Source organism: Georgenia sp. Z1344, assembly GCF_049856295.1.
In the GTDB taxonomy this organism is placed as follows: Bacteria; Actinomycetota; Actinomycetes; order Actinomycetales; family Actinomycetaceae; genus JB111.
Map to the genome: position 1 here is coordinate 42,922 of NZ_JBNDMZ010000010.1, position 19,938 is coordinate 62,859.

17 protein-coding genes, 1 tRNA gene and 1 pseudogene are annotated in these 19,938 nt (G+C 73.1%); 11 read left to right on the forward strand and 8 right to left on the reverse strand.

The features are described 5' to 3' along the window. Window positions 1-4 precede the first annotated feature (4 nt). On the forward strand, window positions 5-412 hold the full coding sequence (locus ACPYO6_RS11975; protein WP_425714993.1) for a VOC family protein: 408 nt from the start codon (window positions 5-7) through the stop codon (window positions 410-412). Window positions 413-481: 69 nt separating this feature from the next. On the opposite strand, the gene ACPYO6_RS11980 is transcribed toward ACPYO6_RS11975, so the two are convergent. Continuing rightward, window positions 482-1,051, reverse strand: a complete 570-nt coding sequence (locus ACPYO6_RS11980) for a VOC family protein (RefSeq protein ID WP_425714992.1) — start codon at window positions 1,049-1,051, stop codon at window positions 482-484. Between the two features lie 34 nt (window positions 1,052-1,085). On the opposite strand from ACPYO6_RS11980, the gene ACPYO6_RS11985 reads away from it, so the two are divergent. After that, entirely contained in the window at window positions 1,086-1,949 is an 864-nt protein-coding gene (locus ACPYO6_RS11985; protein WP_425714991.1) for a helix-turn-helix domain-containing protein, read from the forward strand. A 127-nt stretch (window positions 1,950-2,076) separates the two neighbouring features. Here the strand turns inward: ACPYO6_RS11985 and ACPYO6_RS11990 are convergent, their stop codons facing one another. After that, window positions 2,077-2,910: a siderophore-interacting protein gene (locus tag ACPYO6_RS11990; RefSeq protein WP_425714990.1), complete on the reverse strand. Its 834-nt coding sequence runs from the start codon at window positions 2,908-2,910 to the stop codon at window positions 2,077-2,079. A gap of 146 nt (window positions 2,911-3,056) precedes the next feature. Here ACPYO6_RS11990 and ACPYO6_RS11995 point away from each other — a divergent pair, with 146 nt between their 5' ends. The 3 genes from ACPYO6_RS11995 to ACPYO6_RS12005 all read left to right on the forward strand — a co-directional run bounded on the left by ACPYO6_RS11995 (window position 3,057) and on the right by ACPYO6_RS12005 (window position 5,841). After that, the gene (locus ACPYO6_RS11995) at window positions 3,057-4,013 is read left to right on the forward strand and encodes a bile acid:sodium symporter (protein ID WP_425714989.1); all 957 of its coding nucleotides are present in this window, start codon (window positions 3,057-3,059) and stop codon (window positions 4,011-4,013) included. A 79-nt stretch (window positions 4,014-4,092) separates the two neighbouring features. Next, a complete protein-coding gene (locus tag ACPYO6_RS12000; RefSeq protein WP_425714988.1) occupies window positions 4,093-4,602 on the forward strand; it encodes a hypothetical protein in 510 nt (169 codons plus the stop codon). 78 nt (window positions 4,603-4,680) lie between these two features. Continuing rightward, a complete protein-coding gene (locus tag ACPYO6_RS12005; protein WP_425714986.1) occupies window positions 4,681-5,841 on the forward strand; it encodes a Gfo/Idh/MocA family protein in 1,161 nt (386 codons plus the stop codon). Between the two features lie 12 nt (window positions 5,842-5,853). Here ACPYO6_RS12005 and ACPYO6_RS12010 read toward each other — a convergent pair whose 3' ends face one another. The 3 genes from ACPYO6_RS12010 to ACPYO6_RS12020 form a co-directional block, all read right to left on the reverse strand. Beyond that, entirely contained in the window at window positions 5,854-7,029 is a 1,176-nt protein-coding gene (locus ACPYO6_RS12010; protein WP_425714985.1) for an AI-2E family transporter, read from the reverse strand. A 229-nt stretch (window positions 7,030-7,258) separates the two neighbouring features. Continuing rightward, window positions 7,259-7,726: an SRPBCC family protein gene (locus ACPYO6_RS12015; RefSeq protein WP_425714984.1), complete on the reverse strand. Its 468-nt coding sequence runs from the start codon at window positions 7,724-7,726 to the stop codon at window positions 7,259-7,261. A gap of 165 nt (window positions 7,727-7,891) precedes the next feature. After that, window positions 7,892-7,967: transfer RNA gene (locus ACPYO6_RS12020), tRNA-His, on the reverse strand. A 172-nt stretch (window positions 7,968-8,139) separates the two neighbouring features. On the opposite strand from ACPYO6_RS12020, the gene ACPYO6_RS12025 reads away from it, so the two are divergent. Beyond that, window positions 8,140-9,318 (forward strand): epoxide hydrolase family protein, encoded by a 1,179-nt coding sequence (locus ACPYO6_RS12025; RefSeq protein WP_425714983.1) that lies wholly within the window; start codon window positions 8,140-8,142, stop codon window positions 9,316-9,318. Window positions 9,319-9,470: 152 nt separating this feature from the next. Here ACPYO6_RS12025 and orn read toward each other — a convergent pair whose 3' ends face one another. Continuing rightward, window positions 9,471-10,130, reverse strand: a complete 660-nt coding sequence (orn, locus tag ACPYO6_RS12030; protein ID WP_425714982.1) for an oligoribonuclease — start codon at window positions 10,128-10,130, stop codon at window positions 9,471-9,473. Window positions 10,131-10,308: 178 nt separating this feature from the next. Between orn and ACPYO6_RS12035 the strand changes: the two genes are divergently transcribed. The 4 genes from ACPYO6_RS12035 (at window position 10,309) to ACPYO6_RS12050 (ending at window position 17,367) form a co-directional block, all read left to right on the forward strand. Beyond that, window positions 10,309-13,938: an efflux RND transporter permease subunit gene (locus ACPYO6_RS12035; protein WP_425714981.1), complete on the forward strand. Its 3,630-nt coding sequence runs from the start codon at window positions 10,309-10,311 to the stop codon at window positions 13,936-13,938. 84 nt (window positions 13,939-14,022) lie between these two features. Next, entirely contained in the window at window positions 14,023-14,853 is an 831-nt protein-coding gene (locus ACPYO6_RS12040) for an HAD hydrolase family protein (protein WP_425714980.1), read from the forward strand. A gap of 122 nt (window positions 14,854-14,975) precedes the next feature. Beyond that, window positions 14,976-16,721, forward strand: coding sequence for a pyruvate dehydrogenase (locus ACPYO6_RS12045; RefSeq protein ID WP_425714979.1), 1,746 nt, complete (start codon window positions 14,976-14,978; stop codon window positions 16,719-16,721). Window positions 16,722-16,737: 16 nt separating this feature from the next. Further along, entirely contained in the window at window positions 16,738-17,367 is a 630-nt protein-coding gene (locus ACPYO6_RS12050; RefSeq protein ID WP_425714978.1) for an arginase family protein, read from the forward strand. A 46-nt stretch (window positions 17,368-17,413) separates the two neighbouring features. Here the strand turns inward: ACPYO6_RS12050 and ACPYO6_RS12055 are convergent. Beyond that, window positions 17,414-17,890 (reverse strand): annotated as a pseudogene (locus ACPYO6_RS12055) (DUF6157 family protein). Between the two features lie 108 nt (window positions 17,891-17,998). Beyond that, a complete protein-coding gene (locus ACPYO6_RS12060; protein ID WP_425714977.1) occupies window positions 17,999-19,033 on the reverse strand; it encodes an NAD(P)/FAD-dependent oxidoreductase in 1,035 nt (344 codons plus the stop codon). A gap of 113 nt (window positions 19,034-19,146) precedes the next feature. Between ACPYO6_RS12060 and ACPYO6_RS12065 the strand changes: the two genes are divergently transcribed. Then, window positions 19,147-19,749: a helix-turn-helix domain-containing protein gene (locus tag ACPYO6_RS12065; RefSeq protein WP_425714976.1), complete on the forward strand. Its 603-nt coding sequence runs from the start codon at window positions 19,147-19,149 to the stop codon at window positions 19,747-19,749. Window positions 19,750-19,938: the final 189 nt, after the last annotated feature.

The window sequence follows — 19,938 nt, forward strand, 5'->3', positions numbered from 1 at the left end:
CGCCATGGATCTCACCATCGCCCTGGCCTTCCTCCCGCACACCGACGCCGACGCGGCGCTCGGCTTCTACCGCGACACCCTCGGGTTCGAGGTCCGCAAGGACGTCGGCTACGAGGGCATGCGCTGGATCACCGTCGGCCCGCCCGACCAGCCCGGGACCTCGATCCTCCTCCACCCGCCGGCGCTCGACCCGGGTCTGACGGACGAGGAGCGGGCCACCGTCCACACGCTCATCGCCAAGGGCGCCTACACTGCGCTGACCCTGGCGAGCCAGGACCTCGACGGCGTGTTCGAGGCCCTCGTGGCCGCCGGCGCGGACGTGGTCCAGGAACCGACCGACCAGGACTACGGCATCCGCGACGGTGCGGTGCGCGACCCGGCCGGCAACCTGCTCCGGATCAACCAGCTCTGAGCCGTCGTCGGGCCCTGCCCGCCCAGGCTGTGGCCGCCCCGCCGTCGCCGGCGGGGCGGCCGATCACCGTCAGGCGTGCGCCGCGGCCTCCTGCTCGGCCGCCCATGCCGCCACCCGCCGGGCGCTCTCCTCCTCGGAGAGGTCCTCGACCCGGCTCATGATGGTCCAGCGCACCCCGAACGGGTCGATGATCGAGGCGTACCTGTCGCCGGAGACGAACGTGGCCAGCGGCTCGCGGACCCGGGCGCCTGCGGCCTCGGCGCGCGCGACGACCGCGTCCGCGTCGGCGCAGAAGAGACCGAGCGAGTAGCAGGCGGCGTCGCCGTCGGGCGGCGGGACCAGGCCGTACTCGGGGTTGGGCTCGCCGATCTGGAGGCGGCCGTCGCCGAGGTCGAGCTCGGCGTGGACGACGACGCCGCCCATCTCGGTGACGTCGACGACGCGCGCCCCGAGCACGTCCCGGTAGAACTCGACGGCCTCGACGGCGCGGGGCACGGCGAGGAAAGGTGTGAGGCTCGTCGAGCCGTGCGGGACACCGTCCGTCGTGTGCTCGCCGGTCACCCCGGTGCGGGGTGCGTCGTCGTCGGAGGTCGTGGTGGGTGTGGTGGTCGTCGTGGCCGTGGTCTGCTCGGTGGTCATGGTGTGAGGCTAGGTTCGACGTCGAGAGTGCGGCTTGGAGATTCGCGACGACGTCGGAGGCGGGGGCGAGATGGCCGATCTGGCGGACGGCCGCGGGATCCTCTACCCGGCGCGGCTCCCGACCTTTCACCGCGCTGCGGCCCCGCCGGACCTCGCGGATCGCGTCCGCTGGTTCTGGGTGCCGCGCTGGCGCCTCGCCCCGGGACGGGTCTCGCGGCAGCGGCTCCTCCCGTTCCCCGCGGCCAACCTGGTCGTGGGACCGGACGGCGTCACGCTCTCCGGTCCGACGACGGGCGTCTCGCACCGCGACCTCTCCGGGACCGGCTGGGCGGTCGGCGCGCTGCTCCGGCCGGCCGGGATCGCGGCTCTCGCGGACGAGCCGCGCGACCTGCGGGACTCCGAGGTCGTGCTGGACCTCGCTGGTTGGGGGCTGGGGGAGCTGCACGCCGCGGTCGCAGGGGCGATGTCCGACCCGGACGAGGACGCCGGCCGGGACCGGGCCGTGGCGGCGCTCGCCGACTGGGTGCGTGTTCACCTGCCGGCCCCCGACGACGCGGGAGCGACGGCCAACGCGATGGAGGACCTCGTCGCCACCGACCCCGAGGTGGTGCGGGTCGAGCAGGTGGCGCAGCGGCTCGGGATGTCGGCGCGGGCGGTGCAGCGGCTCGCGCGCAGGTACGTGGGGCTCGCGCCGCTGGCGATCGTGCGGCGCTACCGCCTGCAGGAGGCGGCCCGGCGCCTGAGGGAGGAGCCGGGTCTCGGCATCGCGGACGTCGCGGCCGACCTCGGGTACGCCGACCACGCGCACCTCAGCTCCGACTTCCGCACGGTCCTCGGCCTCACGCCGAGCGAGTACCGGCGGCCCGATGCCGATGCCGATGCCGACGTTGGCGAGTGAGGGGATTCTCCTCCGACGAGTCAGGGGAGGGTCTGATCACCCGCCCTGAGCCGCACTCTCGACACGGGGTGTGCACGAACCGCAATCTCGACGTGCACCAACCGCAATCTCGACGAAGAGGAGCCGGTCAGATGCGGCCGATGTCCTCGCGCTTCTCCGCCTGGAACGCGTCCTCGATGCGGCCGTGCGCCCAGTAGGCCGAGATCGAGAGCTGGTCCTTCGCGAGCCCGCGGTCGTCGGTGAGGTACGGGCGCAGCGACTTCATCGCGCTGCGCTCGCCGTGGGCGAAGACCTGGACGCGCCCGTCCCGCCACGGGGTCTCGCGCACGGCGTCGGTGAGCAGGGAGGTGGTGCCGGGCTCGGCGCCGTCGCGGTGCAGCCACCGCACCTCGATGCCGTCCGGGGCGTCGATCTCCTGGTGATCGGCCGCGGAGTCGACCTCGAGGTGGGCGACGCCCACGGCGTCGCGCGGCATCGCCTCGAGGGCGGCGGCCACCGCCGGGAGCGCGGAGTCGTCGCCGGCGAGCAGGTGCCATTCGGCGTCGGGGTCCGGTGCATAGCCGCCGCCGATCCCGCCGAGGACGACCGCGTCCCCGGGGCGAGCCGCCATGGCCCACGGCCCGGCCACGCCGCGGTCCCCGTGCACGACGAAGTCGATCCAGATCCGACCATTCTCGAGGTCGAACCGCCGGATCGAGTACGTGCGCCGCGTGGGCATGAGCTCGGTCGGGAGCTCCTCGCGCAGCGCCTCCATGTCGTACGGCGGCGTGAGGTCGGTGTCCGGGTGCGGGAACAGCATCTTCGTGTACGCGTCCGTCTTCCCCGCGTCCTCGACCGCGGCGATCCCGGGTCCGCCGGCGACGATCCGCACCATGTGCGGCGTGAGCTGGATCCGCTCGAGCACCTCGAGGACGATCTGGGGCCGCTGCGGACGACGGGGACGCTCGGTGTGGGCAGTCATGTGCACCTTTCGGCTCGGGGGCCCGCCCGGGCGCGCGATGTGCGGGGGGCACGGCAACTTAGGCCAGCCTAACCGCGACCTTCGTGGGCGTCACGTGAGGAGGAGGTCACCCGGACCAGGCGGGGGCCCGCGAGAGGATGGCCGGCATGCGCGTGGTCGTCGAGGGGATGGAGCGGCACCAGGTGTCGCTCTACCTGGTGGCGCTGGTGCTCGGAGCCGCGGTCGGCCTCCTCGTCCCCGGCGCGGCGGGGGCGGCGCGTCACGCGGTCGATCCCGCGATCGCGCTGCTGCTGTACGCGACATTCTTGGGGGTGCCGTTCGCCCGGATCGGCGGGGCGGTGCGGGACGTGCGGTTCGTCGTCGTCGTGCTCGCGGTCAACTTCCTCGTCGTGCCGGTGGTGGTCGCGGTGCTCTCGCGGGTCGTCGCGCACGACCGGGCGTTGCTCGTCGGGGTCCTGCTCGTGCTGCTCACCCCCTGCGTGGACTACGTCATCGTCTTCACGGGCCTCGCCGGCGGCGCGCACGACCGGTTGCTCGCGGCGGCCCCGCTCCTCATGCTCGTACAGATGGCGCTGCTGCCCGCCTACCTGTGGCTGCTCGCCGGCCCCGACGCCGTCGCCGCGGTCGACCTCGCCCCGTTCGTCCGCGCGTTCGTCGTCCTCATCGCCCTCCCGCTCGCCGCCGCCGCGCTCACCCAGGCGATCGCCGCCCGCGCGAGCGCGGCCGCGGCCTGGTCGAGCGCAGTGGCGAGCGCGATGGTGCCGCTGATGATGCTCGCGCTCGGCGTCGTCGTGACCTCCCAGGTCGCGGCCGTCCGCGGAGAGCTCGGCGCGCTTCCGCTCGTGGTCCCGGTCTACGTCGCGTTCGCCGCCGTCATGCTCCCGGTCGGCGCCTGGGCGGGCCGGGTCGCCGGGCTCGACGTCCCCGGGCGGCGCGCCGTCACGTTCGCCGGGGTCACCCGCAACTCGCTCGTGGTGCTCCCGCTCGCGCTCGCGCTCCCCGCCGGCTTCGAGGTGGCGCCGATCGTCGTCGTCACGCAGACGCTCGTCGAGCTCCTCGTCATGGTGGCCCTCGTCCGCCTCGTTCCGCGGCTCGTGCGCTGACGGGCCGCTAGCCTTGGCCCGTGCCACGACACCGCTCGCCCGTCCCACCCGCGGACGGCCCGACTCCGGGCCGCCGCGCATGACCCGGGCCCCTGACGTCCGCGACCACCCGACGCCGATCCTCACCCCCGAGGAGGTCAGGCACCTCCTCGTCGAGGCCAACGCGGACCTCGGCGCGCGCGGGGGAGCGGTCGGCGGAGCCATCGGCGGCGGGATCGGCGGCGCCGCCGCCGGAGCCCTGGGCGGGAGTGTCGGTGGACGCTCCGGCGGCCGCAGCGGCGGCAGGCTGGGTGCCCGGCTGTTCACGAAGGTATACGGCTCGCAGCGCGTCGTCCCGATCCCGCCGACGCCGGAGCGAGAGGCGGCCCTGGCCGCCGTGCTGCACACCGTCCTGCGCCAGGATCGCCAGGCCCTCATCGGGCTCATGGGCTCGGGCTCGATGAACATGAACACGGCGGTCGTCCAGGTCCAGTGGCACCCGAACCAGGCGGTCATCACAGCCCACGGGCTCGAGGGGATCATCAAGCAGCGGACGTCGGGCAAGGCGATCGACCGGCTCGAGGCAGCCATGCGCGAGACCGCTGCCTAGCGGGCGCAGGCGTCCACCCGCGTCTCGCCACCCTCGGCCGGGCCCGCGATTCACCACCACAGGAAAGGACGGCTCGACATGGAGACGGTCGGAATCGGGATGGTCGGCGCGGGATTCGTGGCCGACCTGCACGTCGAGGCGTTCCGCCGGGTCGCGGGCCACGACGTCCGGGTCGTCGCGGTAGCCGCGCCGCCCACGCGGCGCGCGGCGTTCGCGGAGCGGCACGGGATCGACGCGGTCTACGAGGACCTCGACGAGCTGCTGGCCGACGACGCCGTGGACGTCGTCGACATCTGCACCCCGCCGTCGCTGCACGTCGAGATGGCGATCGCGGTGCTCGAGGCAGGCAAGCACGTCATCTGCGAGAAGCCGCTGACCGGGTTCTTCGACGTGCCGGCCGAGGGCGCGGACGGAGTGGATCGTCGTCGGATGGTCGAGTCGGTGACGGCCGAGATGGACCGGCTGCGGGAGGTCGTGGTCCGGGGTGACCGGGTCTTCGGGTACGCGGAGAACTACGTCTACGCGCCGTCGATCCAGAAGAGCCGTGAGGTGCTCGAGCGCTCCGGGTCGCGCATCACGATGATGCTCGGCGAGGAGTCCCACAACGGCTCGCACTCCGAGTACGCGCGCCACTGGCGCCACTCGGGCGGCGGGGCACTGATCCGGCAGGGCTGCCACCCGCTGTCGGCGATGCTCTACCTCAAGCAGGTCGAGGCACGGGCGGCGGGTCGCAGCGTGGCCGTCGAGTCGGTCCTCGCGGACACGACGGCGATCACGCCCACGCTCCCGGACGAGCGGCGGCGCTTCCTCCACGCCCGGCCCGCCGACGTCGAGGACGTCGCGAACGTCGTCCTCGCCTTCGACGACGGCACCCGGGGCGTGGTGACGGCGAGCGACGTGATCGTCGGCGGGGTCCGCAACACCGTCCAGGTCTTCACCACGGACAGCGTCCACCTGTGCCAGATCAGCCAGAACGACTCGATGCGTCTCTTCCACGCGGACCCGGCCTCGGTGGAGGACGTGTACGTCACCGAGAAGCTCGACCACAAGGCCGGCTGGCAGTACGTGCTGCTCGACGAGCTGCTGGCCCGCGGCTACGTCGGCGAGATGCAGGACTTCGTCGACTGCGTCGTCCACGGTGGGACTCCGCAGGCGGACATCGAGCTCGCGTACTCCTCGATGCAGGCGATCTACGCCGCGTACGAGTCGGCCGCCACGGACCGGCGGGTGCGGCTGTAGCGACCGGGTCGGTCAGTCGGCCCGGTCCTTGCGCACCTGCCGGATCTTCTCGTCCCGCCGGGCGTTGCGCTCGTCGACCCAGGCGGGGGACACCGACCCCAGCTGCTTCGGGATCCGCTCGGCGTCGACCTCGGGCAGGAGCCTGCGCGGTGGGTCGGTGAGCGCGCTCCCGCCGTGCGCCAGTCCGGGGAACGGGTCCCGGCCGCCGAGGTAGCTCGCGATCGTGTTGACGGCGGCGATCGCGGGGACCGCGAAGAGGGCGCCGACGATGCCCATGATGTACGAGCCCGTCGCCACGCCGAGGAGGACGACGATCGGGTGGACGTCGACGGCCCGGCCCATGAGGACCGGCTGGAGGAAGTTCGACTCGAGCTGCTGGACGCCCACGACGATGACGAGCATGATGATCGCCGCCGTCAGGCCCTGGGAGCCCAGGGCGACGAGCACGAACAGCGCGCCGGAGACGAACGCACCGACGACCGGGATGAAGCACAGCACGAAGGTCAGCACGGTGAGGGGGATGACGAACGGGACCCCGAGGATCGCCGCACCGATGCCGATACCGACCGCGTCGACGGCGGCGACGAGCGCCTGCGTCTTCGTGTACGTCCCGATGGTCACCCAGCCGCGGCGCGCCGCCTCGTAGGCCCGCTCGTGCCACTGGCGGGGCAGGCGCATGATCGCCCACGTGCCGAGGCGGTCGCCCTCGGCGAGGAAGAAGAACGTGGCGACGAGGCAGAGCACGGCCCCGACGACGACACCCGCCGCGCCGGTCCCGATGCCGACGGCCGACGTGGCGATTTGGGAGGAGTTCTCCTGCAGCCAGGTGCCCGCCTGGTCCATGGCCGACTGCACCTGGGCGGCGTCGACGGGCAGGGGCGAGCTGGCGATCGCGTTGACGATGTCCTGCACCTGCAGGGACGCGAGCTCCCCGACCTCACCGATCCCCTCGGAGATCTGGGTTCCGACGAGCGCGCCGACCCCGGTGAGGAAGGCGAGGGTGATGAGGATCGTCAGTGCCGCGGCGGCCAGGCGCGGCAGGCGCAGCCGGTGGTTGAGCAGCACCTGGAGCGGCATGAGCAGCCCCGTGAGCAGGATCGCCACCGCGGTCGGGATGAGGATCGAGCTGAGCAGCGCGCCGGCCTGGTTGATCGTCTGGACGGCCAGGCCGACCAGGACGATGGTCACCGAGGCGAGGATGACCACCCGGGTGCGTGGGTATCCGGCGAGAAAACCGGCACGGCCCGACGTCGAACCACCCGCGTCCGTGCCCTCCGGCACTGTTCCGGCGGCGGTCACCGCGTGGGCGGCCGAGGTGCGGGTGTCGGCGTCGTGCGGGGTCGATCCTCGGGAGAGGGCCGTGCGGCCGGCCTCGCGCCTGACGCTCCTGCGCGATCGCCTGCGGGGTACGCCCACCTCACGCGTCCGAGACGGCGGCGGCGAGCAGGTTGAGGGACTCCTCGAGGCTCTCGGCGGGGATCGCGGGGAAGACCGACGCGAGCTTCGGGTCCTCCACCTTCGACCAGTCGTACGTGAGGGTGACCTCGGTCGAGTCCGAGCCCTGGGACTTCAGCTCGTACAGCCACTCCCAGCCCCCGGGGCCGTCGGCGTCGGGGCTGTTCGGCTGCCAGCCGACCATGACGTTCTCGGCGTACGCCGTGACGTGGTTGCGCATCTGGTAGTCGCCGCCCTGCGACTCGGCGTGCATGTTCATGACGAACGTGTCGCCCACCTGCTGGATCCGGTCGGCGTAGTCGTCGGACCGGACCATCCCCGAGCCGTCGAACTCGGAGTGACGGGAGGGGAGGGTGAGGACGTCGAAGATGGCCTTCGCCGGGGCGTCGATCGTGCGGGAGACGGACAGGGACGTCTGCTCGGTGCTCATCCCTCCACTCTGCCCCCTCCGGCGTCGGCGCGCATGGTGGATCGGCGCGTCGGCCGGAGACGTGTGAGCGGGGCGACACGGACGGTCCGGCGGGGCCCGGGTCCGGGGCCGGAAGGGGGCGGGCCCCGACCGAGCTGCCTCGGCCGGGGCCCGAACCTGACTCCCTGGGGTGGCTAACGGGGCTTGAACCCGCGACCTCCTCGACCACAACGAGGCGCTCTACCAACTGAGCTATAGCCACCATGCGCCACCGACCGGCGGTAGCGACGCACCATGCTATCCGAGGCCCGAGGGCGTCGGCGCCGTGTGTGCGGTGCGCTCGCTCACGTCCGCGGGGGGTGGCGCGACGTCCCCGAGAGGTCGCGCAGAAAAAAGGTCACGCCCTGTCCGGGTGGGTCCGTAGCGTCCCGGTCATGGATACCAGCGGTACGCGAACCACCGACACCCAGACCGACACCCGCGCCGACGAGACCGTCCGTCCCTTCACCCTCGCCGTCCCCCAGGACACGATCGAGGACCTCCACCGTCGCCTGGCGGACACGCGCTGGCCGGACGAGAACCCGGAGGCCGGCTGGTCCGACGGTCTCCCGCTCGCTTTTGCGAAGGACCTCGCGACCTACTGGCGGGAGACCTTCGACTGGCGGGCGCAGGAGGACCGCCTCAACGCCGTCCCGCAGTTCACGACCGCGATCGACGGCCACGACGTCCACTTCGTCCACGTCCGTTCGCCCCGCCCCGACGCGAAGCCGCTCCTGCTCGTGCACGGCTGGCCGAGCGGACCGACGGACTTCCTGTCGATGATCCCGCTGCTCACCGAGCCCGCGGACGGCGGCCAGGCCTTCGACGTCGTCGCCCCGACGATCCCCGGCTTCGGTGTCTCGGGCCCCGTCGTCGGGTGGACGCTCACCCGGGTGGCCGACGCGTTCGCCACGCTCATGGACCGGCTCGGCTACGAGCGCTACCTGGCCCACGGCTACGACACGGGCGCCGGGGTCGTCCGCGACCTTGGGCTGCGCCACCCCGAGCACGTCGCCGGCATCCACTCCACCGGCCCGCTCGGCGGCGAGGAGCTGACCGAGGAGACCGCGGACATGTCGGTGCCCGCGGAGGCGGCCGCCGTGGCCGACGGGTACCGGTACATGTACGACATCGGCGCCTACGCGATGCTGCAGTCGACCCGGCCGCAGTCGATCTCCTACGCGCTGACGGACTCGCCGGTCGCGCAGATGTCGTGGATCGTCGAGCGGTTCAAGGACTGGTCGTCCGCCGAGGGCGACCCGGACCAGGTGCTCGACCGCGACGAGATGCTCACCGTGGTCTCGATCTACTGGTTCTTCCGGACCGCCGGCTCCTCCGCCCGGTACTACAAGTACGGGCTGCCCGACTGGGCGGAGCCGCTGCAGCCCTCGACCGTGCCGACGGCGATCCTCGTCATGCCGGACGACATCGGCCGGCCCGTGCGCCGGCTCGTCGAGCAGGTCGACCGGGTCGTGAGCTGGACCGAGGCCGAGCGGGGTGGGCACTTCGCGGCCTGGGAGCAGCCCGAGCTCGTCGCGGCCGACATCCGCGCCTCGATCGGGCACCTGGACTGAACCCGGCCGGCGGTGGGCCGTGGGGACGGTGCGCCACCGCCGGTGGGGGCGCCGGTCAGGGGTGGCGCTGGTCGGCGTCGGCTCGGGTCGGTGGCGGAGGTGGCTGGAGCGGTCCGGGGCACCGGGTCAGAGGGTCTCGTCGTCGGGCGTGGTTACGCGTCCGACGGCTTCGCGAGCTCGGTGATCGCGGCGCTCGTCGGGTGGTCGGAGACGGCCTTGGCGGCGGCGCGCGCCTCGGAGGTCGTCGGCCCCTCGCCCTCGGGCCACAGGACCGCGCGGTAGTACCGCAGCTCGTCGATCGACTCGAGGATGTCGGCGAGCGCGCGGTGGCCGCCGTTCTTCTGCGGCGACTGGAAGTAGGCCCGCGGGTACCAGCGGCGGGCGAGCTCCTTGATCGAGGAGACGTCGATGATCCGGTAGTGCAGGTGCTCGACCAGCTCGGGCATGTCCCGCGCGAGGAACACGCGGTCGGTCCCCACCGAGTTGCCGGCGAGCGGGGCGCGGCGCTTCTCCGGCACGAACCGCTTGACGTAGGCGAGGACCTGCTCCGCGGCGTCGGCCATCTCGAGGCCGTCGTCCAGCTCGGTGATGAGGCCGGAGGCCTTGTGCATCTCGACGACCACCTCGTCCATCGTCTCCACCGTGCCGGGGCGCGGCCGGATGACGAGGTCGAGCCCGGCGTCGAGCGGCGTCAGCTCGGAGTCGGTGACGACGACGGCGACCTCGACGAGCGAGTCGCGCTCGGCGTCGAGGCCCGTCATCTCGCAGTCGATCCAGACGATGGGGTCCTTGGCGCGGGAAGCAGCAGTCACCAGGGAATCGTAGGCGCGGACGACGGCGGCGGCGCGGTCCCGGCGTACGTCACACCGACGACCACACCGTCAATCCTTCGGCTGATGCCACCAGACGAGACGCGGTGTCTAGACTCAGCGACGGCGCGGCCGGTGGTCCGGCGCGATCCCCTCCCCGACGACCTCCCGGAGCACGCCCGTGGCGAACCTCGCCCGCTTCTCGCTGTCCAATCGCGCGCTCGTGGCCCTGTCCACGATCATCGCCGTGCTCGCCGGCCTGTGGGCCACGACCTCCCTGCGGCAGGAGCTCATCCCGGACCTCGAGCTGCCGATCGTCGCCGCCGTGACGACCATGCCCGGCGCCTCCCCGGAGATCGTCGAGGACCAGGTGACGGGCGTGGTCGAGGAGGCGGCGCGTGGTGTCCCCGGACTCGAGGGCACCACGTCCCAGTCCGGTCCCAGCGTCTCGGCGGTCATGCTCGAGCTCGAGTACGGCACCGACATTCTCACCGCGCAGCAGGAGCTCCAGGTGGCCCTCGGCCGGGTCGAGCAGCAGCTCCCCGAGGACGCCGAGACCCAGGTCATCGCCGGCTCCGTCGACGACCTCCCGGTCATCCAGCTCGCCGCCACGGGCGGCGCCGACGTCGCCGAGCTCCAGCAGCGCGTCGAGGAGGTGCTCGTCCCCGAGCTCTCCCGGGTCGACGGCGTCCGCCAGGTCCAGCTCTCCGGCATCACCGAGCAGCGCGTCGCCATCGACGTCGACCCCGAGGCGCTCGCCGCCGAGGGCCTCACGCTCGACTCCATCACGAGCTCGCTCGACGAGAACGGCGTGGTCACCCCCGCCGGCACCATCGAGTCCGACGGCAGCGAGCTGACGATCCAGGCCGGTGGCCGCCTCACGTCTCCCGAGGAGATCGCGGGGCTCCCGCTCGTCGCCGACTCGTCGTCGGGCGGCGCCGCGGGCGGGGACGCCCCTGCCGACGGGGGCCAGGCACCCGCCGACCCGGGGCAGGCACCGACCGACCCGGGGCAGGCGCCCACCGACCCGGGGCAGGCGCCCACCGACCCGGGGCAGGCGCCCACCGACCCGGGGCAGGCACCGACCGCCGGTGACGGCGCCGAGCAGGCGCCCCAGGCACCCGCCCCGGACGAGGTCGTGACGATCGACGACGTCGCGGACGTCGCCGTCGAGGACGTGCCCGCCACGTCGCTCACCCGCACCGACGGGGTCGCGAGCATCGGGCTGGCGATCACGGCCACGCCCGACGGCAACACGGTCGAGATCTCGGAGCAGATCCGCGAGCTCATGCCCGAGCTCGAGGGCTCCCTCGGCGACGGCGGCGAGCTCGTCGTCGCGTTCGACCAGGCCGTCTTCATCCAGCAGTCCATCGAGGACCTCGCCGTCGAGGGCGTGCTCGGCCTCGCGTTCGCCGTCCTCGTCATCCTGCTGTTCCTGCGCTCGATCCGCGCGACCACCGTCACGGCGATCTCGATCCCGCTCTCGCTGCTCGTCGCGCTGCTCGCGCTCAAGGTAGCCGACTACTCGCTCAACATGTTCACGCTGGCGGCGCTGACGATCTCGATCGGCCGCGTGGTCGACGACTCGATCGTCGTCATTGAGAACATCGCCCGGCATCAGTCCTACGGGACGTCGAAGCGGCAGTCCGTGCTCACGGGCGTCAAGGAGGTGGCCGGCGCCGTCACGTCCGCGACCGTCGCCACCGCCGCCGTGTTCGTCCCGCTCGGCCTCGTCGGCGGCATGGTCGGCGAGCTCCTGCGCCCCTTCGCGTTCACCGTGGCCCTCGCACTGGGCGCGTCCCTGCTCGTCGCCCTGACGATCGTCCCGGTGCTCGCCTACTGGTTCCTCCGCACGCCCGTCGACCCCGAGCGCGCCGCCACCGCCCGCGTCGAGGCGGAGGAGAAGGAGCGCAGGAGCATCCTGCAGCGCGGCTACGTCTCCTCGTTGCGCGGCGTCCTCGGGCACCGCTGGCTCACCATCGGCGGCGCCGTCGTCCTCATGGCGGCCACCGTGTTCGGTGCGACTCGCCTGCCCACCGACTTCATCGGCGACACGGGCGAGAACGCGATCTCGGTCACCCAGGACCTGCCCACGGGCGTCACGCTCGAGGCCCAGGACGCCGCCGCCCAGCAGGTCGAGGACGTGCTCGCCGACGTCGAGGAGGTCGAGAGCTACCAGGTCACGGTCGGGTCGGCCGATCCCGCGATGGCGGCCTTCGGCATGGCGCAGGACGTCACCTTCTCGGTGACGCTCGACGTCGACGCCGACGCGGGTGCCGTCGAGGACGACGTCCGCGAGCGGCTCGAGGCCCTCGGCGAGGACGCCGGCACCATCACCGTGGCGCCCGGCTCGGCCGGCGGGTTCTCCTCCGGGGTCGAGGTCATCGTCTCCGGGGCCGACGGCGAGGACGTCGCCGCAACCGCCGAGGAGGTCGAGGCGGCGATCGCCGGGATCGACGGGCTGCGCGACGTCGAGAGCTCGCTCGCCTCGGACCTGCCCTTCATCCAGGTCGCCGTCGACCGGCCCGCCGCGGCCTCGCTCGGCCTCACCGAGTCCGCCGTCGGCGGCATCGCCTACGCGGCGATCAACGGCCTCCCGGCCGGCGACGTCGACACCGAGGACGGCACCCTCCCGATCGTCCTGTTCTCCGGGGAGGCGCCGGCCACCGTCGACGAGCTGAGCGCCCTGCCGCTCGGCGGGTCGCCGGAGGCGCCGCTCGTGCTCGACGACGTCGCCGACGTCGCTGAGGAGCGCCAGCAGGCCTCGATCACCCGCCAGGACGGACTCCGCTCGGCGTCGATCACCGCGGCGACCGAGATCGCCGACCTGCAGACGGTCAACGCCGAGCTCGCCACGGCGCTCGACTCGGTCGACGAGCCCGAGGGCGTCAGCGTCGAGATCGGCGGCGTCAGCGCCGAGCAGGAGGACGCCTTCGGCAACCTCTTCCTCGCGCTCGGGCTCGCCGTGGCGCTCGTCTACCTCGTCATGGTGGCGACGTTCCGCTCGCTCGTGCAGCCGCTCGTGCTGCTCGTGTCGATCCCGTTCGCCGCCACCGGCGCGATCCTCGGTCTGTGGCTGACGGACACGCCGCTCGGGGTCGCGGCCCTCGTCGGTGCGCTCATGCTCGTCGGCGTCGTCGTGACGAACGCGATCGTCCTCATCGACCTCATCAACCAGTACCGCACGGCCGGAATGGACCTGCGCGAGGCGGTCGTCGAGGGCGGGCGGCACCGCCTGCGCCCGATCCTCATGACCTCGGCCGCGACGATCATGGCGCTCATCCCGATGGCGTTCGGCATCACGGGCGGCGGTGCCTTCATCTCGCAGCCGCTCGCGATCGTCGTCATCGGCGGCCTCATCACCTCGACGATCCTCACGCTGCTGCTCGTCCCGGTGCTCTACGAGCTGACCGAGGGGCGCGGCGAGCGGCGGGCACGGGAGAAGGAGATCGCTCGGCTGGAGAAGGTCGTGGCGGCGCGCGAGGAGCGCGGCGAGGACGCCGCTGCGCCCCGCGCCGAGCTCGAGCGGCTGCGCGCCGGGGGGGGAGCGGCCCGGGTCCGCGAGGAGGAGCGGGTCGGCGACGACGACGCCCCCGTGCTCGTGCATGCCGGCGCCGGCGAGGCCGAGGCTGGTGCGGGCGCGGCTGGTGCGGACGCTGGATCGGCCCCCGCGTCAGGTGCCCGGGCCGGCGAGGGGCGGAAGCCGTCCGACGGTTCCACCTCCGGGGCCCACGCGGCGGCACCGCCGGACGACGCCCACGTCCTGAACGAGGGTGACGACTCCGGCGGCGGCAAGCACGCCGCCGACTGAGGGTCGCGTCGGCCGGCCGTCGGGGGAGGCCGCCGACCGGCGGACGGCTGTGCCGTCGACGGCCCGCCGGGGGAGAATCGGACCATGACCGACAGCAAGATCGTGTTCCTCGACGTCGACGGCACCTACGCCCACCAGGGCGAGGTACCCCCGGGCCACGTGCGGGCTGTGCAGGCCGTCCGTGCGGCCGGCCACCGGGTGCTGCTGTGCACGGGGCGACCCCGGATCATGCTCCCCGAGCGCATCTCCGCCGCAGGTTTCGACGGGTACGTCGCCACGGCCGGGGCGTACGTCGAGGTCGACGGCGAGGTCGTCGCCGACGAGCGGTTCCCGGTCGAGCTCGGCGACCGGCTCATCGACGTGCTCGAGTCCTACGACGTGACCTTCGTGCTCGAGACGCCTGGGGCGCTCCTGGGAAACCGGCACGCGGAGCAGGTCATCAGCGCGGCGGTCGCCGGCCACGAGGCCTCCGTCGACGGCTCGAGGCACTCCGGTCCGTCCGACATCCTCGCCGGCATGTCCGTCGTCGACGACCTCAGGGGCCGCCCCTTCGCCAAGGCCGTCGTCGTCGAGTCGGGGGTCCCGAACGACCAGCTCGCCCGCGAGGCCGGCGAGGCCGTCCTGTCCCTCGAGGCCTCCGTGCCCGGCCTGCACCCCTCGTCCGGCGAGCTCTACCTCGCCGGTATGCACAAGGCGGTCGGCATGCGGGCCGCGCTCGCGCACCTCGGTGCCGACGTGGCCGACTCGATCGCCTTCGGCGACGGGATGAACGACCTCGAGATGTTGCGCGAGGCCGGCATCGGCGTGGCCATCGAGGGGTCCGACCCGCGTGTCCTGGCCGCCGCCGACCGGACGGCGCCGGGCCCCGAGCGCGAGGGCCTGACCCGCGCGTTCGCCGAGCTCGGCCTGCTCTGACCGCGCCCGCGTCGCCCCGACGCGCGAGGCGTGCGCCCGGGCCGTAGCCTGGCGGGACGACGAACGACCCGTGGCCCGGCGGCCGGAGTCGGGGTGCCCACGGGCCCGAGGAGGACTGCCCCGTGAAGCTCGCCGACCAGATCGTCGCCCAGCTGCAGGCCGTGGGGGTGCGGCGCATCTACGGGATTGTCGGTGACAGCCTCAACCCCGTCGTCGACGCCGTCCGCCGCACCGTCGGAAGCGCCGAGGGCGGCATCGACTGGATCCATGTCCGCCACGAGGAGGCAGCGGCCTTCGCTGCCGCCGCGGACGCCCAGATCTCCGGTGAGCTCGCGGTGTGCGCGGGATCGTGCGGTCCCGGCAACCTCCACCTCATCAACGGCCTGTACGACGCCAACCGGTCCGGCGCGCCCGTCCTCGCGATCGCCAGCCACATCCCCACACCGCAGATCGGCCAGGAGTTCTTCCAGGAGACCCACCCCGACCGACTCTTCACGGAGTGCTCCGTCTACAGCGAGCTCGTCAGCACGCCCACCCAGTCGCCGCGGATCGTGCACTCCGCGATCACGCACGCGCTCGCCGCCCCCGGCGTCGCCGTCGTCACCCTGCCCGGCGACGTCGCGGACGAGGAGGCCACCGCGGACGCACCCGCCTACGTGCCGACCGTGCGCGGCACGCTCGAGCCCGCGCAGTCGGCGCTCGACGCCGCGGCCGAGGCGATCGACGACGCCAAGCGGGTCGCGATCTTCGCCGGCGCCGGGGTGCGGGGCTCGCACGACGAGCTGATCGATCTCGCGGACAGGATCGGCGCGCCCGTGGGCCACTCGCTGCGCGGCAAGGAGTGGGTGCAGCACGACAACCCCTTCGACGTCGGCATGACCGGTCTGCTCGGGTACGGCGCAGCCGCGGAGGGCATGGACGACGCCGACCTGCTGCTCCTGCTCGGGACCGACTTCCCCTACGACCAGTTCCTGCCCGACGGGCCGACGACGATCCAGGTCGACCGCCGGGCCGAGGTGATCGGACGGCGCACCGGCGTCGACCTCCCCGTCCACGCCGACGTGGGCCCGTTCCTGCGCGGACTGCTCGACCGCGTGGCGGCGAAGCGCTCGCGCTCCTACCTGAAGAAGACCCTCAAGCGGCACGAGAAGCTGATGGACTCGACCGTCGGCGCCTACACGCGCAATGCCGAGGACCTCGTGCCGATCCACCCGGAGTACGCGGCCTCGCTCATCGACCAGGCGGCCGCCGACGACGCCGTGTTCACCGCGGACACCGGCATGTGCAACGTGTGGCAGGCCCGCTACGTCACCCCCAACGGCCGGCGCCGTGTCATCGGCTCGTTCCTGCACGGGTCGATGGCGAACGCCCTCCCGCACGCGCTCGGCGCCCAGGTGGCCGACCGGGACCGCCAGGTGGTCGCGTTCAGCGGGGACGGCGGTCTGTCGATGCTCATGGGCGACATGCTCACCGCCGTCCAGTGCGAGCTGCCGGTCAAGGTCATGCTCTTCAACAACTCGACGCTCGGCATGGTCAAGCTCGAGATGCTCGTGGACAAGCTGCCGGACCACGGCGTGGACGTGCCCGCGACGAACTACGCCGCGATCGCCGAGGCGATGGGCTGGCACGCCGTGCGGGTGGCCGACCCGAAGGAGCTCGAGGCGGGCATCGCCGAGGTGCTCGCCCACCCCGGTCCGGCGCTGCTCGACATCGTCACCGACCCCAACGCGCTCTCGCTGCCGCCGTCGATCACCGGCGAGCAGGTCTTCGGGTTCGCCACCGCGATGAGCAAGATCGTCTTCACCAAGGGCGCCGGCGAGGTCGTGTCGATGGCGCGCTCGAACCTGCGCAACATCCCGCGGCCGTAGCCGGGACGAGTGGATCATGACGACGATCGAGCTGATCGGCGTCGTCGGGGGCCTGGCGGAGACGTGGAGGGCACCCGGGCTCCTGCTGCTCGACGGCCACGAGGACACGATGCCGCTCGACGTCGTCGAGGACGGGGAGGCAGCCAACTGCGAGGTCGGCCTTCTCCTGGGGCTGACCGGGCGAACGCTGCGCGACGGGCTCGGGGTCCCGCTCCCGGCCCTCGACACCGACTCGCTGTGCCTGCTGGGGCAGCGGGACGCCGACTGGCGGCGGCGGTTCAACGTCGGCAGCCTCGCCGACCTCGGCGTATGGTCGCGGGATCTCACGTCGATGCGTGCCGATCCCGGTGGTGCAGCCCGTGACGCCGCTCGCCACCTGCGGGAGCGGACGAACGGGTGGTGGCTCCACGTCGACGTCGACGTCCTCGACCCGACAGTCGTCCCGGCGCAGGGCCTGCCCGACTACCCCGACGAGCCCGACGGCCTGGACCTCGGCCAGCTTGCCGTAGCGATGACGGCGGCCGTGGCGGAGGGCGGCTGCCTCGGCCTGAGCATGGCGATCTACGACCCGGACCAGGATCCGGCCGGCGACGACGCCGCCCACCTCGTCGAACTCGTCGGGACCACCGTCCGAGCACTCGCCTGAGGGACGCGTACCGACGCACGCGAGTTTCCTCCCGGCCGTCGTCGCCTCACCGCGAGGACCGCATCGCCGGTCGCTTCGTCACCGACTCGTCGGCCACGAGCTCGTCGTAGCGGTCGGAGCCGGGCTCGACGAGCGCGATGCGCCCCTCGGCGTCGAAGTGCACGGCTCAGCCGTAGGTCTTCGTCAGCGGCGAGGCGCGCAGGCACGGCTGCCCCTTCGAGAAGAACTCCTCCCGCGCCCGGTCGACGTCCGTCGCGGGGATCCCGCGGCGGACCATGTGGACGTCGAGGAGCAGCTCGTCGCTGGTGAGGGCGTAGTCGGTCGGTGCGAGCCGCTCGTACTGCAGCTCCGCGACCGTGCCCTTCCCGGTCGGCGGCTCCGTCGGGTGCGTCGCCCGGGTGTCGGGGGCCGGGGTGATCAGCGTGTCGCGGTAGTCGGTCGAGTGCGTCGCCATGGGGTGCCGTCCGTCCGTCGGGCCCGGGGCGGGGCCGTGTGGTCGGAGGCTAGCGAGGGCCGCCGACATCCGTGGCGAGATCAGGACCTTCTCACCGAGATTGCGGTTGGGAGGCGGCCCCGGGCAGGCCGCGGCGGCCCGGCGGCCCCGCCCGACCCGCCTCGAGGCGCGCGACCGTCAGGCGGCGGCCGCTGCGACCGCCAGGTCGGCGTCGGCCATGACGAGGTCCCCGTTGATGTGGCCCCCGGCCAGCGCCCCCTGCGCGGCAGCGGCACCGACCTGCATCGACACGTCCGCGAGGTTCCCGGCCACCCATACGCCGGGGACGTTCGTCGCGCCGGTCGGGGTGGCTGCGACCGCGGTGCCCATGACGTTCTCGGCGACCTCGAGGCCGAGCGCCGCGAACGGCTCGAGGCGCGGCTGGAGCACGGTCTGGACCGTCACCGCCCCGACCTCGAGGACTCGCCCGTCATCCATCCGTACGCCCGACACCCGGCCGCCCTCACGCACGATGCCATCGGGCGTGCCCGTGACGATCTCGACCCCGCGGGCGGCGAGTCGCTCGCGGTCGGTCGCGGCGAGCTCGAGGTCCCACGCGAACAGCCGGACCCGCTCGGAGAGCTGGCGGAACATCAACGCCTGGTGGACGGCCATCGGACGGGAGCCCAGCACGCCGATGACGCGGTCGCGGACCTCCCAGCCGTGGCAGAACGGGCAGTGCACGACGTCGGAACCCCAGCCCTCCCGCAGGCCCGGCAGCTCGGGCAGCTCGTCGAGCACCCCGGTGGCGAGGAGCAGCCTGCGGGCGCGGACCGTCGAGCCGTCCTCGGTGGTGACGACGAACAGGTCGCCGTCCTGCCGGGCGTCCCGGACCTTCGCGGGCCGGATCTCGCCCCCGTACCGCTCGACGTCGGCCCGCCCGCGGGCGAGCAGCTCGAGGGGCGGTGTGCCGTCGAGGGCGATGAGTGCGTGGACGGCGTCGGCCGGGGCGTTGCGGGGCTCGCCGCCGTCGAGGACGAGCACGCGACGCCGCGAGCGAGCGAGCATGAGTGCGCCGCTGAGCCCGGCCGCACCACCGCCCACCACGACGGCGTCGTAGGTCTCGGGGGAGGGGGAGTCGTTCGTCGTCGGGAGGGTGTCGTCGTTCGTGGCGGGATCGGACGGGGTGGTGGTCGTCGTCGTGGGCGAAGTGGTGCGGTCGGGCGTGGTCATGGTGGTCCTCACATGCGTCGGCGGGGCGCTCGCCCCGGGAGTCGGTGTGCTGACGAGCCTGCGCGGCCATTTCCCGTATGGCAAGCAGAGTTGCCGAATGGCAAACTGGGGGCATGGCACCCGACCTCGACCACACGCTCGACGCCGTCGGGCCGCGGCTGCGCCGCCTCCGGCAGCGTGGCGACGTCACGCTGGCGGAGCTCGCCGAGCGGACCGGGATCTCCGCGAGCACCCTGTCCCGCCTCGAGTCCGGCCTGCGCCGGCCCACCCTCGAGCAGCTGCTTCCGCTCGCCCGGGTGCACGGCGTGACGCTCGACGAGCTCGTCGACGCCCCGCCGACCGGCGACCCGCGCATCAACATGCGTCCCCTTGCCGGGGACCACGGCGCGGTGGTCCTGCCGCTCTCGCGCCGTCCCGGCGGGATCCAGGCCTACAAGTTCGTCCGGCCCGCCGGCCGGCCGGGAGAGGTCCCGCAGCCGCGCACGCACGAGGGGTTCGACTGGGTCTACGTCCTCGACGGCCGGCTGCGCCTCGTGCTCGGTGAGCAGGACATGATCCTCGGGCCGGGCGAGGCGGCCGAGTTCGACACCCGCACCCCGCACTGGTTCGGCGCCACCCCGGACGGACCTGTCGAGTACCTCAGCCTCATCGGCAAGCAGGGGGAGCGGGCGCACCTCCGCGCCGCCCCTTCTGTCGAGAGTGCGCCTCAGGACTGACCAGTTGGTCGAGAGTGCGGCTCAGCGCGAAGACTGGCTGCGCAGCTCTCCTCGAGATTGCGGTTCGGAGCGTCCGGCTTCCTGTCGAGAGTGCTGGGCAGGGGGCGCGTCGATTCGTCAACTGCTCTCGATGTCGGTGATGGTCCATACCTTGGCATCGACGCGTTCCCCCGGACGCGTCGTCCCCCC

What these genes read in the sequence shown, in the direction of transcription:
- ACPYO6_RS11975 (WP_425714993.1), top strand. Translation starts at nt 5, where the DNA reads ATGGATCTCACCATCGCCCTGGCCTTCCTCCCGCACACCGACGCCGAC.
- ACPYO6_RS11980 (WP_425714992.1), bottom strand. Translation starts at nt 1,051, where the DNA reads ATGACCACCGAGCAGACCACGGCCACGACGACCACCACACCCACCACG.
- ACPYO6_RS11990 (WP_425714990.1), bottom strand. Translation starts at nt 2,910, where the DNA reads ATGACTGCCCACACCGAGCGTCCCCGTCGTCCGCAGCGGCCCCAGATC.
- ACPYO6_RS11995 (WP_425714989.1), top strand. Translation starts at nt 3,057, where the DNA reads ATGCGCGTGGTCGTCGAGGGGATGGAGCGGCACCAGGTGTCGCTCTAC.
- ACPYO6_RS12000 (WP_425714988.1), top strand. Translation starts at nt 4,093, where the DNA reads ATGACCCGGGCCCCTGACGTCCGCGACCACCCGACGCCGATCCTCACC.
- ACPYO6_RS12005 (WP_425714986.1), top strand. Translation starts at nt 4,681, where the DNA reads ATGGAGACGGTCGGAATCGGGATGGTCGGCGCGGGATTCGTGGCCGAC.
- ACPYO6_RS12015 (WP_425714984.1), bottom strand. Translation starts at nt 7,726, where the DNA reads ATGAGCACCGAGCAGACGTCCCTGTCCGTCTCCCGCACGATCGACGCC.
- ACPYO6_RS12025 (WP_425714983.1), top strand. Translation starts at nt 8,140, where the DNA reads ATGGATACCAGCGGTACGCGAACCACCGACACCCAGACCGACACCCGC.
- ACPYO6_RS12040 (WP_425714980.1), top strand. Translation starts at nt 14,023, where the DNA reads ATGACCGACAGCAAGATCGTGTTCCTCGACGTCGACGGCACCTACGCC.
- ACPYO6_RS12050 (WP_425714978.1), top strand. Translation starts at nt 16,738, where the DNA reads ATGACGACGATCGAGCTGATCGGCGTCGTCGGGGGCCTGGCGGAGACG.
- ACPYO6_RS12060 (WP_425714977.1), bottom strand. Translation starts at nt 19,033, where the DNA reads ATGACCACGCCCGACCGCACCACTTCGCCCACGACGACGACCACCACC.
- ACPYO6_RS12065 (WP_425714976.1), top strand. Translation starts at nt 19,147, where the DNA reads ATGGCACCCGACCTCGACCACACGCTCGACGCCGTCGGGCCGCGGCTG.